Raw genomic sequence first — 16,546 nt, forward strand, 5'->3', positions numbered from 1 at the left:
CATGTTAATCCTGGCCGCGGTTAAGCCAGCGATCGGTTAGCCAGCCAGGTTTTTGGCCTCGGTTCAATGCAGCCAAAACAGTAATGGCGCGTTCCGGGGTGATCCGCTGCGATGCAATGTCCTCATACACCTGCTGTGCGGTTTTCTTGCGCTTAACGGCGGCGCCAGCATCCAGAAAAGACTCCACCACTTGTAGTATAAAACGCGTAAAACCAGGTAAATTTTCAGGGCCCGCGGTTTGATCATTACTGGCACTTTGTTGAGTGAGGCGTTCAGCCAGATGACTGAGTTCGGCCTGGGCAAATTCGCTTTGCGCCTGTGGTAGCTTACTCAGGGTTTGCAGCATCTTGGAGAAATAGTCTCGCTCGATACGATTGACCTTATCAAGTTGCGTCAGCTTGTTCAGGTCGCGCCGAAACTGAGCATGGCTTATCTGAGGTTCGAGTAGTCGTTCACAGCTGGCATGCAGCGTATGCCAGTGTTGCCAGGCATAGACGTAATTGAGCCCGGGGCCTTTGATATTTTGCATGCCCACAATTAACTGATGTTGTCCGGCTAGCCCCAGGCGAGCGATACGGTTGGTCAGGTCGTCTGCAGTGATATGGGGGTTATCCAGCAGCAATAACTTGCTATTCAGGATGCTGCTCAGCACATGTTCCAGCTGTTTCTGGTGGCTAGTTAAATCCTCCAGGTTCAACAGTGATTGGGCCAGTTGCCAGTTTTGTATTCTGAGTTGAATAATGCGTTGCTGTACTTTAGCTTCAATATGCTCGGTCAGTGCAAGACCCAGCAAATCCTCATCGTACAGGTGTGCGGTTTCGAGCCAGGGAGTGTCTAACAGGGCGTTTAGCTGGTCAATATAATGCTCCGGGCTTGCATTATACTTCCACTGAGTCAGCAGGCGCATCAAATCTTGTTTGTCGTTATTGCCAATTAGTCGGCTTAAACGGGTATTCAGTGCCTGATCCAGATAGGCCTCAAAGCCATCGACATTACTACCAATCACCACTATATGATCAAAACTCAGATCTTCAATCAACAGTTGCGCAAAGACCTTAGAGCGTGCAACCCGGTCATTGCGGTTATTGAGCAGGGCGATGGTTTGTGTCTCGGGTTTGTCGTTGAGCTCAAATAGACCAAGGCGACGCCAGTTTTCCAGTGTGGCAAGGCGTTCATTGGCTGACATACTGTTGACAAACGACTGGGTCAGGTGATCCACCGGAGCTTTGGTAAAGTGTTGTAATACACCGACATCTGGCACAATACGCTCAGCGGTTTCTTTGTAGACATAGTCTTTGTCTATGCCAATGTACTGGGCCATTTTGCATACCAAAGCGATATTATCAGGGTGTTCTTCATAGGGATATAAAGCACGGACATCCGGGGTGATCTGAAACCCTTCTCCCCAGTGCAGCTGGATCAGGGTCGATTGCTTGTGCTCGGCCGCCCGGTTGAGGATGGGGGCCATGGTTTGCTCAGCGGTGAAAATCTGAGTGTGGCTGCCAATAAAAGCGGCCATTTCTTGCGCCACATCAACACCGCTCGGACCCAGGATATCCTCGTGATCCGGGTAGGTATTAGTAATGGTGGTGAAGTTATCCCGCATCCAGCGGCGTAGGATCCGGACATACCTGGGTGTCAGGCCCATGCACTCCCATAAAAAGACATCAGCGCGCACCGAGCGGGCAAAGGCAAGGACATCACTTTGTTCCCAGATACTGGCTTTGTCGAAAGGTCGGAACAAGGGGAGCTCATATTGCTCTCCGGAGCTGCGCGCGAAAATCATCATGGCTTCACAGCCTGTGGTTTTGGTGACTACGCGCAGCGCCAGGCTACTGAACAGTGCCGCTTTTATTCGTTCTGTGCCGGATTTTCCTCGTGTACCCCAGCCACCTATGGTGACTGGGATCTTAGCGCGATTAGTGCGAATTTTTCGATTCAGGCGAACGTGTCTCATCCAGAAATAGAGGATAAAGGTCGATACAAAAAACACCAGCTGACCGATGCTATTTTGATAAATGGAATACAGATATTCTTTAAAGCTGTAACCCAAATTAACTAACACACCCGGCACGCCGGCACGGGCGAACAAGTTGGCAATACCGGACTCAACCTCAAACGAACAATCCAGCTCACTGCCATAGGGTTTAAACTCCAGACCAAAGCCGAGTTTGCGAATTCGGGCCAGGTAGTTTTGCTGTTCAAGCATATTCCCTTTTCGTAAGCCATCTATGTCGGCGTACTGAACCGACAATTGCCAGTAAGCACGAACACGCTGCCACAGGTGCTTAGGTGGTGTCACGATTAAAATACCGTCGGGCGTGTAACTTTTTTTACTGGCTTTGATGTTATCCTGGCTCAGCACAGACAGCAGATAGTCGGGCAACGGCAAATGAGGGCGTGCACTGGCTTCCTTGAGATGATAAAGCGCTTCGCCGGGCACATTGGTTGCACTGATCTCTGCGGTGGTGCAACTGGGCACATGTAGTTGTGCCGACGGGATTTTGGCACTGGTATGGCTAAAGCTTTGACGTTTATCGGTGCTTGGCGTAAAAAACTCATGCCATACACGCCAAAAACGGCGACGACGTTTGTAGCCAATAACCACTCGCCAGCCTTGTTTGTCCTGATATGCGTTAAAGCTTTGCTCATGCTGCGCCAGCATACTGAGTGCGCGGCCTAGTGTGTCCTGGTCGATATCACCAGGCAAATAAACGGTTTCGTGCTCAGCCACGCGCTGGGCAAGTTGTACATGCAGGCTTTGCTGGGTGAAGCTGAATAATTGCTCGCGGGTTCGCGTAATGTAGCGCCGCACGGCCAGGTCGGGCTCATGCTCCAGTGCCTGATTCAATACACCTATATAGCGTTGCATCAACACCGCATCTTGATTGTTTGAGGTATCGTCCAGTGTCGCTTCAACGGCCTCATTGAGCATGAGCCTGGGACTTTGTTCTAACAGTATCCGCTTAACTTCCAGGCACTCCTCACCCAGGAGGTGGGTACACCATAACCCAAATGCATACCTGCTAGCAGAAAAACGGGCAGCGGTAAGCTGCTTAACCAGGGTGAAACGCACCGCATTGGCAGTTTCATCCTTAAAACGTTTTTCAAGTATCTCCCTGGCCAGCGCATCGGGCAGATTGCGCAGTTGCTCAATACACACTTGTCGTACCCGGGCAAATGGATGCTTCGCCAATTCCCGGAGCAATGGAATATCCCGTTCTTCCAGGGGATATTTATTGGCGAGGATACGAGGCATCGCAGCGACAATAAACAGCTGATCGCTGTGCTTCTGTGCTGGTGTAGTGCCACTGAGGCTTGCTTCCACATAGGCCCACATGTAACTGCGCACAAAGGTCGGACGCTGGTGGATCAGAATTTCCAGGATATCCACTACGGCCTGATAGGGCGTATTCTCTGCATCAAGCAACTCGATGAGCTCAGCAACCAGCTCGCCGTCCAGGTCCGGATCGGCTTTACATTCATTGATCACCGAAACCTGATTAACCAGCGCACGGATCATCCCATGGCGCACATGTGCATTGTTGCTGGTGGCCATCAGCCTCAGGAAGAAAGGTTGCAGGTCCAGTTTTTTCCGGGCCTCATCCAGGTTATCTTGCGACAACCTGAGGTAACGAATGGTGAGTGCCCCCAGTTTGGCGATAAGAAACCGCAGATCCTGCTCTAAATCAGCAACTAAGGTCTGATAGCGACCGATAACGGCACCTTCATCAAACCAGCGTGAGAATGCCTGTTTATCTTTTTGCAGTTGCGTGCCTGAGGCCCCCAGTGTTTCAGCATATTTGAGGATATGCAGTTGTTTTTCCGTGGCCAGCTCTGCCTTGCCTAGGCGTTCCACAAACGACTGATAGTCGGCGTCGTGACCCTGGAGCTGTTCATGCAGGCGCTCAATTTTGTGGCGTAAAAAAGCAATGGTCTGCAGCAGCTGCCAGTAGCTCAGTTGCTCGTCTTTTGGCTGGTTTTGTAACAGCTCCCAGCCAGTCAACTCCTCGAGCAACTGATGGTACTTATGGCGGTGCAGATTGAGCCAGAACTGTTCTGTATCGGCAAATAAGATAGCCTGAAGCTGAGTTTTTAATCGATTATTGGCCATACAGGTCCTGCTCTAAGAAATGCGTCAGTTGCAGCGATTCAAAAATGATTTCATCGTGTGCAAACGGGTCAAAGCCACTGCGTTGTAAATTACCCAAAGTTACTTCAAAACGAATGCTGTGGTTATTTCTAAACCAGTCTTGGGTCCAGCTCAGGCTGATCCAGCCCGCGGTGTGTTCGCTGAAGTCAAACAAGGTTTGCCAGCCCAATGTCGTCAGATACTGCCAGGTTGCATTTGGCCGGTGGTCATCGGCAAACACGTAGCTGCTGCTTAGCCCGGCAGAGAAAATATGGCCCTGATAATATTGCTGCCAGACCCCACTTAAAGAAGCGACGTCCAGTGATGTCCAGTCTGAATTAGAGGTGGTCGTCAGCTGGGCGCTGAGCTGGCTGTCTACTTTACTCTGGTGGCGGATGCGATAACCCCCACGCCAGCCATCGCTGTGATTGTAGCGATAAAAGTTGAACATGGCATTGCTAATGGTTTCGTCCGCCAGATATTCTTCTTTATCAATGCTGGTGTAGTAATAAAAAGGCTGCCACCACCACTGATGACGCCAGTGTTGATCCTCTCGCCAAATTTCCCCGATCGCAACAGCCCATTGACTGGTCAGGTGGGTTTCTCGACTCAGTGGTGACTCCTGCCAGCGATTATACCACTGTGCTTTGGCAAACCAGTCGTCTTCATCGTCAAGCCAGTCATACAAACCATTGATACTAAAAGACGGTTCGCTGGTGTTGTTCAGGCGAAAAAAGCTCTCCAGTCGATACCAGTGCTGTTTATAACGGTTACGCAGCCGAATACCCAGATCCAGCGTGTGCTCTGAGCCAAGCGGCTCACTGCTTTGATAGATACCATCACGGTTATACTGCATCACCCCTTCAACGTGTGTGAGGTTCCCATCGGCCTGCATAATGGCTTGATGATAGGTGTTCTCATTCCTGGTATATACGAGTTCTGGCTGGGCCACTCTGTAGGGCTGAACAGGAGGTGCCACGGCCAGCTTATGGCGATTGGGGTCCAGCTGCCAGCGATAGAATCTGGCCAGACTCGCGGTTTGTGATGCCAGGGTGAGTAAACCGGCGGGGTAAAATCCGGATTGTTCGCGGCGTGCTCCTTGTTCCACAAACTCCAGTTTGAGTACCGCATCTTTACTGAGTTTTGCCGTGATCGGATTGGCCTCGTCACCATAATAAAAGAGCTGCTCGGTAGCCAGCTCAATGGCCTGCCAGCGGCCCTGCTGATAGGCTTCGACCCCAACGCTGAGTAATTGTGCGGCAAAGGGGTTAAGCCAGCGCAATGTCAGGCCCGGAGCACTCAGATCTGCGCGGGTTAACCCAAGTTCACTGCGGTTGTCATCGAGTCGCCACAGCAGGTTGCCTCCAGCACGGTCAATACTGATCTGCGGGCGCTGATGTTGTTGTAGTAATTCGGCATTAGCAAAATGGAAGACTAATCTGACTTGCATTGATTGTAATTCGCTCAGGTTCAGCGCCAGGCTATGATTAGGGCGCAAGATCAGTCCAGGCAATGCATCGTCGCGGCTGGTATGGCGGCTAAATTGTTCAGCGGCGCTGCGCTTTAACAGTGCTGATAAGTCGATAAGCTGAGTGCCAGCATAATTTTGATAGTGATTAAATGCTTCCCAGTGGCCAAAGCTCTGAATACGGCCATACAGTGTAGCCAGTGACTCTGCTGGGGTTTGCTGCATTAATCGGGCTGATAAAGCCGTGAACTCATGCTCACTGAGTGACTGAGTTTCAAGTCGTAACAGCGCATTGAGCAGCAGATCGCGCTGTGCGACGACAGAGCTTGTGCTGCCCAGTGGTGTTTGATAGAGCAGGGACATAAAGTCTTCCTGCCACAGTGTCCCAGCCAGATCCAGAGCGTTGGTAATATTGTGTGAGGGAGGCAAAGCACTGAACTGAAGCAACAGCAGTTTTTCGCTGCTCAGGGTCAGTTGTTCGCCGGCACTCAGCGCAAAGTAACCGGTACTGGCAATAGACAGGCGAGGTTGATCGTCCTCATCAATGCGCAACACGGTTGTCGCAGGCACGTCATCAAATATCGGCATGATTTTACGCAGCTCAGCCTGATGGGCATGTAACCAGGATAACTGGCTTTGCTCTGTTTCAATGGTTTTAGATCGAGCGCTGACTCTGATCACCATGGGCTGGTGGGCTGTGATTGTAAGAGGTTCATCCGCCAGTGGGTAGGCGGTGGTGTTACTGGTTTCGCTGAGCACAGTGCTGACGCCATGATGGCGCAGAGAATAATCAAGCACGGGCGGGTTGCTGGCAGGGTGTGTATAACCGAGTTGCGCACTAAGCGGTTGCAGTGTGTCATTGTCGTTGCGTATGTCATGGCCCAGCCACAGTGCATACAGGTCTTGCTTGAGCTCAGCAAAACTGCTGATCAGTGCAGCCCGACACTCAGGTAAGGCGTTGCGCCACAGGCTGCATAACCCAATAACACTTTGAATTTCTTTTTCTTTTTGATAATTCACCAACAGTTGCTGGGCTGCATAACGTTGCAGCTCTGGGTATGGATGACTGAGCAGGGCACCCAGATAGCGCAGAGCGGTATTATGTTCACCCAGTGTCCAAAATGCGCTCAGACGTAACTGCCAGGCTCGGATCGCAACCTCTTCATGAGGGCTGGTGATCAGTGTTTTCAGCAAAGGCAACGCCTGTTGAGGGTCCTGATTGACCAGCATTTCGGCCTCACCCAGGCGAAAGTGCCAGTGGCTGGCGCTGAGGCTGGTTGTGGTGTCTGCCTGCTGTGGGCGAGCGAGCACAAACCGGGATTGGGCTTGCTGATAGCTGTGACCCAGGCGTTGTAGCTGTTGTTCCAGACGATAAGCAATAGCGGGGCTTTTGTCTTCAAGCAAGCCTGGGCGCTGATATAAAACGGCGTTGTTCGGCAAAGCTTGCAGCTCTCTGACTCGTATTGCCAGGTCTACCTGGGCATCGTCACTAATCGTTACACTGACCTGACTGGCATCCAAAGGCAGAGGTAATGAAATCAAAGTAAAGCGCTTAGACGGCAGCAGGTTTATTGTGTGCCGATAACTGTCAATGACCAGTGTCAGCTCTGCGGCATTGGTGCTGCGGGTATACAGTCTGAGCGTATCAGACAAGCGTGGTTGTTCAGGTAATTCAAACTGCACGGCGCCTGACACCGCATGATAGTGCAACGTTTGACGCTGCTCGGTGGCAAACAAGCGATCTATAGCCGGGCGATAAGCATGCACAACGCTTTGCTCACTGAAATGGCTGGTGAACGCATTGTCTGATTTCTTGGGTAATAAAAAGCGCACAGTGCCCAGCGTATCCTGAAGCTCGGACAGGCGTTGTCGTTCAAGCGTACTGGCCAGTGCGATATCGGCCGAGTGCAGCGATGAAATGTCATGGTGCTGGTAAACCTGTTCGAGGTGCCACTGTAAATTATCCGTCCAGTAGGGGTTAAACAAAGGTTCCGGCCAGGTTTGTGCCGCGTCGGTATCGTACAGCCCTCGTTCCATGCGGACCAAATTCAGTAAAGTGTCACCCTGAGCTTCAATACGCAGGTAGTTTCCTGCCTCAACGGCTATGAAATCACTGCTACTCAGGCCAATGATCTGATCGTTGCGTAATTTCACATCGTGAGTCAGACGGTATTTGCGCAGCTGAGGCGTAAACTCATCGGCAGGGGCGTCACTCAGCGATAGCTGACTGATGAGATCTCCATCCAGCCTGGCCGTGACCACACCGGGCTGAGCCGGATCGGGCAGGATGCGCCGTGCGTTGAGTCTGAGTTTGGTGGCCTCAGTAAAAAATATCTGGATACTCTGCCCATCGTTTAAGCGATAGTGTGTGGTATGTGTTTGCGCTTCATACAGCTGCATTGCCGGGAGTGCTAGTTTAACGGGGATGCGAAACGGATCACGGTGTCTGTGAAACAGACCCTGCCAGGCAGAAACGCTTTGTATTTCGTCAGTTGGATTATAAAAGCGCAGCAGGCGGGTCGTTGCAGCGGCAGGCAACTGACACTGATGCTGTTCGCAGCGCAGTTCGGATTGGGTAACGCGTTGCATGGCAAAGGGGGATTGCCCCTGCCACACTTGGATAGAATGTGGCTGGTTTTCCAGGCTTAGCCAGTGTCCGGCTGGCAGTAAAATCAAGCGTGATTGTCTGGCATCCAGGTTGACAGTTGCTGCGCTGCGATGCAATTGCAGTGTGTCCGGCTGGTACCAGCTGGGTGCACTTTGCAGTGCTGCAGGCTTGGCTTGCGCGGGCAGCAGACAACTTATCAGAAGCAACACAATCAAATAAGGCATAGGGTAAACTGTTCCATAATGTCGGGCTGTGCGACCAGTCGCTCGCGCATTGGGCGGCTGATCTCAATATGAATAAAGTAGCCTGCCGGTAACCCCAGGCGGTGCATAACATTGCGTGTACCGCCTAATTCAGACACTTGCTGCGGGTACTGGTAGGTATGCTCGCTCAGTTTTGACAAACACATCTGCAATTGTGACAAAGCGTCGGTACTTTGTCTGCCCTGGCTGATAATGAATTCCGCCTGGCGTGCCTGAGGCGTGCGACGTTTGCTTTGGTTGAAACCATGTAGCTGGTAGAGGTGACTGGTTGGGTAACGTCGTGCGAATGCTTGTGCTGCTGCAGCGTGCAAGCCACTCGGCCGATGCGAATAGTCCATGCTATATAAGTCCGGGCTGGGCGCTTTGCGGTGCTCGGTGTTGATCACCAGCACCTGACACCGTGTGGCTAACACGGCTTTGCCTATTTTATCTGTCAGTTGGTCATGAAATTGATGTGGCACAGACAACATGCAGGCAGAGCCTTTGGGTCGGTAATATAAATTGCCGCCGCCAAATTGTGCAGAGCTGGCTTGCAGCATAACCAGGCCCGGCTGGCTGCGCAATTGCCAGGGAGGCAGCGCAGTGGGTTTTGCAAACCAGTTGTATACTTGTTGCCAGCTGGGGCTATGCAGCTCAGCGGTGTCACTGGCAAAACCTTTGCCAGTGAGGAGCATCAATAATAAAAGCAGATACGGTTTAAAATTCATGTTGCCACCATTGCGGTTGAGGAGGTGGAGTTGCATATTCTTCCAGTAAGGCAAACCACAGGGGTTGCTCCGCTGACACGGTTAGCTGGTTGAGCCGTTGTATATCCGTGCCGATTGTAAGTGTGACTGAGGGATAGGCGGTCAGAGCCGGATCTTTTGGGTGTAATAAGAATGCTGATTGCGCAAGATCAGGCGCCAGAGCATAGCGCTTGCGAGCAATGCTGTACTCGTCAGTTACAACTCGGCTGAATTGTCCATCCAGCTGGGTATTAAGAATGAGTGGTTCGGCAGGGTGCTGGCCTCTGACAAATGGCTTGATCACAATCGCCATTGGCTTGTCACGGCCACGATAATTTTGGCTTAAAGTCTGCCCTGGCTGTAGCTGAAACAGGCGCACTTTCCAGTAATCACGCGGCGCTCCCTGATTGATAAATAGCTGCAAAGATGGGTCTGATAAGTCGGGTACTTTATCCAGCTGGTTGACCTCCTGCTCGGTGTAGCGGATCCCGGTATCACTCAATGTAATAACTTTGGGCACAGGTGCCGACACTGGAGCCGTTTGCTGGATACTGAGCTGGGCGTCATACAGCTGTGCCAGATCAATCAGTGGCGTATACTGAAATGGCTCCGCCGCTTGCGGCAGTGCAAAGTACTTTGGCGGGCTGTACACCAGTGCTGTATTGGAGACCGGTAAACTGACGAACAGGGCTTGCGATAAATAGCCGCTTTGTTTTTCCTCTGGTGGTGGTGGCGCACTGAATAAGCGCACCTTCAGGATCAGCTGTTGTTCAATAAAATGGAACTCATTGTCTGCACTTTGGCTGAACCAGGCGCCGACTTCAGTGAATCCGTTTTGCGGAGCGTCACACAAGGTGGCACACACATAATTTTGATGATGCATAGCACCATGTCTGCTTTGCAGTTTTACAGCCACCGCCTCTGTGCTACTCACTGTCACCCGGTGTGCCTGGCGACTCAGGCGCAGATAGCGCTTTTCGCTGTCCGTAATGGCCTCGCGACGGGTTTCCGGGGTGATCAGCCGGTCAAAACCGCTATTTAGTCCAGCCAGGGTTAACGTCTCCGAGCGCAGTAGCTGTTGTTCTGCATCATACACGCTGAGCTGTACGGAGCTGCCTGGTGCACCTCGCATATCGAGCTGCAGATCGCTGCCACCTTGCACAGTATATTCTGCCTGATTCGCTTCGTTGAGATGGTAATAATAGCTGTGTAAAGGTGCTATCACCTGATCCTGCTCATTGCGCCAGGTGGTGATCATCTCAACACGGGAACGGATCACCAATAACCCTGGTTGTATATCTGGCAGCAAAAAGCGTGTGGGGTCATCCGTGGTGACTGGCTGAAGTGTCAGCGGCGCCTGTTGCTGGCTCAGGTCATGCCATATCAATTGCAGGTCTTTCATATCTCCCTGGGTTTGTAAATTTACATCTGTGACTTCAGACAGGCGAATAGAGGCAGCGAGGCCCGGTTGCGTATAGTATCCATCCAGATCAAACTGTTGTGCAGAAAAATCATAGGTGATTACGTTATACGGCAGCGATTCATAGAGAATATCTGCGTCAAAATCGATCCCCGGGATCCCTTGTGGCGCGAGTTTACGCCAGTCGTATGATACCGCATTGGCTATTTGCTGCGGCTGTAAGCCGCTATCGCCCAGGGTATGATAACTGGTCATACGCTCTCGCCATTGCTGGGGCAGCTTAAGCCAGGTGCGAGTAACATCATCCGCATTGGTGGGCGTTTTTCCATGGATACGAACCACCACGCCGCGCAGGCTGGGCTCTTCCGGAATGAGCCGGAGTGAAATCTTACTGGCCTGAGTCAGTTGTTGCCAGTCGACGTAAAATGACTGGCCAGAGGTGACAGCCAGTGCCTGCCTGTCTTCAATTAATTGCTTAACCTGTTGCTCACCTTCTTCAAGAGCAAGTTTAGATGCATGATGATAGGTGTGCTTTTCCAGCTCGTTATCCTGACTGTCCAGTAGACGGTACTCAATTGCATAGTTGATGGGTTTATCAAGCACGGTTTGACTGGCAAAAATGGCATTCGATAGTACCCGAATTGCCACCGTTCGTGATGTTGGGAATGTATAAATAAGCGGCTTATCCGGGCTCAGCCAGTGCACCACAGAGCGGGTTTCCTCTTCGCTGCGTGCAGCGATTCGCTCTGCCGAATTCAACCATACGTATAGATGCAGTGCGACCCGATACCCCGCGGCCAGCAAAAGGATGATGAGTAGAACCTGGAGGATGCGTTTAATCCAATACATTCGGGCCTCCTTGCATCATTTCCTCAAGCGCTTTCAGGGTAATAAGCCGATTACGCTGAGCAAGGTAAACCGCCGCTGTTTTACCTGCCAGTTGCACTTGTAACCCAAGTAGCCCGTTGTCGGTAAGCCGGATAGCCTGTAGATGACATTGAGACAGGTTTTGACAGAGCGCATTTAGCCACGGTAAGTGCTGCGTTTTTGCATAGCGATCCAGGGTAATATCAAGCTTTTGCTTTTGCTCATCAGATAAGCTGACCCAGTCATCCGGGCCGGTCGCAGCCAGACGTACCTGTAAAAATTTGGGTTGTGCGGAGACCGCGAGTAATCGCTCCTGCAGCGCCTGCTCTGAGACGGCGTAATGTTGCTTAAAGTCCGATGCCAGCCACAGGGTTGCCAGTTCACTGCCCTCGCTGAACAGGCGATAGCCTGACTGCGGCGATGAGCCAATCTCCAGTCCTCGAGTGGCAATCTGGCCCGCCACCTTTTCAACACTGATCCCAAGCCGTGCCATGGCTTTATGCAGCGCATTGATGGTGGAAGTATGACGAAAATCTGGTTGAGTGAACTGATAAGCAATGGCACTGGGGCGGATCTGCGATGGTGCACTGTGACTGCGTACTTGTAAGCTTAAAACGGACATACTGGGGTTATGGCGTACCGCGCTTTGATGCACCACATTATATAACGTCCGCGTGTTCGTGGGAGACATCACGTTCGCTTCTTCACTGGCATAGGGGTGAGCGCCAGCAATAAGTAGCGCCCGGGCACCACTAACCTGGAATAGATCCGTGGCAAATTGCAGGGTGTTACTTTCGAACAGTGGCCTTGGTACCTGAATGGTCAGCGGCTGTGTGGTATTGAGGTTGATGGCATAAAACCCCTGACCCTGCTGATAATAGCCTATTTCAGGCAACGGGCTGATGACCACCAGGCGTTGGACACTGTTAATGATAAGTTGCAGGCGATAGCCTACCATGTTGGCGAGTCGGTTTAGCTGCTCCAGTTGGTTTAAATCATCATCATCTAACGTTCGGGAGCGTAGCTGATGGGACAGCCTGAAGAGGGGCTCAAGTACCTCATACTCCCATAACGCGGCTTCATTTTCTTCGAGCATACGAAAATGGCCGCTGCCCTTAGCACTGATGTGCTGTGAGAATTCGGTGACCAGGTCTTCGAGTGGCAGGTTGAGCCGCTCTACCGGATATTGCGGTGCATTTGCGTTGCTTCTGGCGGTGTGCGAGAGCAGTGTGGAGTAGCTCAGGTTATCGAAAAAGGTCTCCAGCATGGCACCCTGGTAGTCAGGGTAAGGCAGGTTATCCTCGCTGAGCAGCCCAAACTGGCTGCGTTCAAAGCCTAATAATCGGGTGAGTTGACGTTGCGAAAGTGAATCGGGCAGCTGATTGTAGATCCAGAACTGACTTTGCTCGGTAAACCGGGTAAGTCGAAGCTGAGGCCGTGTATACTGGTTGACGGCACGCAGCTGCAACACCTGATCCGTGTTCAGTGCTGCAATAAAGGCCTGGTAATAGGCGCTTTGAGGTCGTGTTTGTTGGCTGGCAGCTGACGGTGTTACTCGAGTGCCGAGTGCCAGGGCACTGCTGCCTAAAATGGCAAAGAGCTGCCCTGCGGCATCGCCCGCCAAACGCTCACTGGTGGGGTAGGGCACAGTGACTATGTGTTCGCGCACAGGAGATTTTGAGAGGGCAAATAACCCTCTTGGATACGTTGTCTGGGCATCTTTGATAACTAAAGTGGCGGAGTTATCAATGAGTACAAAGCCCAGCTCGGCAAGTACCTGCGCGGCACGGCGCCGGGTATCCGGATCCTGGCGGTTTTCATTCAATAAACGAATGGCTCCTCGGAAACGTTGTAATTGCTGCGCTTGCTGATAATGGCTGAGATTTAGTAAATCATACCGTGCTGTGTACAGATAACTTTTGTATTCACTGACATGGTGACTCAGCGGTGCACTTTGGGCCTCATCCACTGAAACGAGTTGTACCGGGCTCTGCACTAAAGAAGGCAAAAACATGATAGCGAAACCAATGCCGAAGGCCAGCAGACCTCCGACCATTGAGGTCTGGAAGGTGGCACGTAGTACCAGACCAAGGGCGTTCTTCTGAAAAATTTTAAGTGCCAGTAAGGTTGATAGCATATAGCCAAAGGCAAATGTATCGGTGGCTTTGAGGGTAGGGAAATAATCAACCACAAAGTAGTTTAAAACCAGCTTATAGACGAAGCCGATGTTAAAAAACAACAATAACAGCCGTGCCCCTTCAAAGTTAGCATGCTTAAGCCGGGTAAAATTGAGCAATATCGCGCCGAGCGACAAAATCACTGTGGTTTCAATGAGCGTTGTCAGTAGCTTACTGGGCTGCATCAATTGCAGTGCCAGTAGTGCCGGGAGCATAATGCCATTGAACTCCCAGCCATAGCGAATGTTAGCCCGGGAGGCCAGAAATGCGGTGATCACCAAAATGATATAAGCTTTGGGAGCTGCCAAAATGGAAGCGGCAACTGCTTCATACATGATGGCAAGGTTAGCGATACTGAAATTGGTAAACGGCATCAGCACAAAACGCACTAACACAAAGGTAATGGCCAGCTGGATCAGAGTGACGCGCATGCCATAACGAAAGCCGCCATTCCACATTACGTTAGCGGTGAGGGCGATGATCACCAAGCCCAGGCTGTACAGCTGTCCTGCGTAATCAAAAGTCACGTCCCATAGTGCCAGTATCTGGCCTATCTGAGGCCAGAACAAGGTGTCCATAAACACCCGCACGAGAATACTGATCAAAATAATGGCAAAGAAGCGATCCCGGCCAAACATCTCAGCGTAACCCAGTCGTTCCATTACGACTTTGGCACTGAAGCGCATCAGCACGTAAACCACAATGGCCTCAATGATTATAACGGCGGCTGAGACGGGGCTGACAATCAGCAGAGGTACCAGATAGCCGGGCACCACCAGGCCGGTGAGAGGAAAGCCAAAGCGCAAGTTGAGCATACATACAACGGCAATCCCCACCCAAACAGTGGTTATGACAGACTGGCCGAGTCCGCTTCCATCCGGGAAAAGAGGCAACACCCAATCCATTACAGCATGTGCTCCTCATTGGTGTCTTCACCGCTGTCTGGCGTGGCAGACGTAAGCTGGTTTAAAAGCGCATGAGGGTCCTCAAGCTGTTGCAATAAAGTGGTAATATCGATGAATTCAAACAAGATCCCAGCTACTGAGAAGGGTTCACCTATGGTACTGCTCACCTGGTTGGCTGATAGTGAGCGAATATTCAAAATGTAGGTATCGTTCCCAAGTGTGGCGGGCAGAAATAGCTCGCCTTGTTGCAGGGTTAAATAGCGCAGCTTGCCTTTGAGTTTTTCTTTTGACATAGGGGTGATTTTATCCAGCAGATCCAATGCGGTCATCTCGAACAGGGCCAGATGATGCCTTTTAGCCAATTGCTCCAGCGGCTGGTTAGTTTGAACCACCTGACCAAACAAATTAAATAGCACCGCGGCGGTTCGGATCTGATTGAATACTTGTTCGAGCGTGGATAATTTTTGCTCCATTTCGCCAATGGCTGATTTCACTTTCTGGCTGAGCGGTTTCTCCAGTGTCAGCGTCAGCGCCCGGGTTAATGGGCTGAGCGAAGCTCGTTGCTGGTTTTGCAGCATTCTGTAATGGAATAAGAGTTCGCCAATCTGGCTGGCAAAGCGATTGACATTTTTAACAAAGGCCTTTTCATCAAACTGTTCGTTGGGTATCACAGTCATAGCCCAAAAACCGCGGACATCACCTGCATACATCAAAGGCACAACAAACTGGCGTTCCAGATCCTGAAGACCACTGAAAAAAGGCCGGCCCGTTTGTATCGCGCCAAACGCCTTGATGGCATCAGAATAGGGAGGACGTTGATAGTCCCGACGTTGCTCAACAATGTCTTCAATATGACAGTTGATGGCACGGATCTCTTCAAGTCTGTGATCGCCCTCAAGACGCGCCAGAAAAATCGAGCGATTCAGTGCAAGCTGTTGATTAACTAATGTAATAATAGCATCCCAGGGGGTGCTCTCAGTGCTGAACGAACGGGGCAGATAGCGACCCATCATACGCTGATGGACATTAGCAATGAGCTCCAGAAGCTCATTCTCTTCAAGCCATTTGCGCGAGAAAAACACCCACAACATAGTCATCACATTGATCACTAATAGTTGGCCAATCGGTAGCAGGTAATGGAGTGAATACATCACCACATAGCTGCTCAGCAGGCCAGCTAAGGACAAACTAATTGCGATAATGATGCTCAGGGTAAGCGTATTCTTTTGATAAATGATGAGTAATAAAGCTAACAAGCTCAGTTGCAGCGCAATAGACTGCCATTGCGCCAAGCGGGTGACTAATTGTGCCTTTGCCAGGCTATCTGCAACATAGGCATGCAGATAAACCGGATTACTGACACCACGCAATTTAGGCGCGCGCAGTGGTACGCTGAAGCCTAATTGTTGCTGGGCGATTAACACGACTTTGCCCTCCAGCTGACTGGGCAGCACATCTCCTTCGAGCAATCGGGTACTCGAAAATTTGGGCAGGGCACTGAGGGACAAAGCAAAATTGATTAATTTACCAGTGTTAAGGTGCTGCGGCCCGTATAGGCTTTCCCAGACATTTTGACATTGCCCGGACGATGCGCTGAGCACCATGTTGTAGCCAAGCCAGGATTGTACGGCTGGCAGGCAATAACGCGGATCGGCAAAGGGGAAGTAAACGTTGGCAAAGGACATGCTTTGCTTAGAAGCAACATCAGACAGTACCACGATGGCAGCCACATCCTGTTTGAGCAATTGACTGATCAGATCGGATTGTTGCCGTTGTAAGTGTGCCGATTCGATCACCACAACCTCACTGCTTTGTTGCTCAAACAGTTGATTAAACTGACTATATACATAGGCGTTCAGGCGTGCGAAAGAGCCGTGTACGGCAATCACCAAAACCACCAAAAATAGGAGTAAAATCGACCAAAATGGCTTTTGCCGTTTGATCATAAAAACTTGCTGTTTGAGCGACACACGCCCCCCGA

At 51.1% G+C, this 16,546-nt stretch carries 6 protein-coding genes; all 6 read right to left on the minus strand.

Features of this window, described 5'->3' with window-relative positions; genetic code table 11:
* Positions 1-4: 4 nt before the first annotated feature.
* Genes AT705_RS18235 through AT705_RS18260 form a run of 6 tightly spaced genes read right to left on the minus strand, consistent with a single transcriptional unit; the run spans position 5 to position 16,511 of the window.
* Positions 5-4,114, minus strand: a complete 4,110-nt coding sequence (locus AT705_RS18235) for a hypothetical protein (protein WP_058797681.1) — start codon at positions 4,112-4,114, stop codon at positions 5-7.
* Complete coding sequence (locus AT705_RS18240; protein ID WP_058797682.1) at positions 4,104-8,432, minus strand: hypothetical protein; 4,329 nt, start codon at positions 8,430-8,432, stop codon at positions 4,104-4,106. The genes AT705_RS18235 and AT705_RS18240 overlap by 11 nt, the downstream gene beginning before the upstream one ends.
* The gene (locus tag AT705_RS18245; protein WP_058797683.1) at positions 8,420-9,178 is read right to left on the minus strand and encodes a hypothetical protein; all 759 of its coding nucleotides are present in this window, start codon (positions 9,176-9,178) and stop codon (positions 8,420-8,422) included. Before AT705_RS18245 ends, AT705_RS18240 begins: the two co-directional genes overlap by 13 nt.
* Positions 9,168-11,465 carry a hypothetical protein gene (locus AT705_RS18250; RefSeq protein WP_058797684.1) on the minus strand — a complete coding sequence of 766 codons (2,298 nt, stop codon included), beginning with the start codon at positions 11,463-11,465 and terminating at the stop codon, positions 9,168-9,170. Before AT705_RS18250 ends, AT705_RS18245 begins: the two co-directional genes overlap by 11 nt.
* Positions 11,452-14,565, minus strand: coding sequence for a poly-gamma-glutamate biosynthesis protein PgsC/CapC (locus tag AT705_RS18255; RefSeq protein WP_058797685.1), 3,114 nt, complete (start codon positions 14,563-14,565; stop codon positions 11,452-11,454). Before AT705_RS18255 ends, AT705_RS18250 begins: the two co-directional genes overlap by 14 nt.
* Complete coding sequence (locus tag AT705_RS18260) at positions 14,565-16,511, minus strand: hypothetical protein (protein WP_058797686.1); 1,947 nt, start codon at positions 16,509-16,511, stop codon at positions 14,565-14,567. The genes AT705_RS18255 and AT705_RS18260 overlap by 1 nt, the downstream gene beginning before the upstream one ends.
* Positions 16,512-16,546: the final 35 nt, after the last annotated feature.

This window comes from Pseudoalteromonas rubra (assembly GCF_001482385.1).
GTDB lineage: Bacteria > Pseudomonadota > Gammaproteobacteria > Enterobacterales > Alteromonadaceae > Pseudoalteromonas > Pseudoalteromonas ardens.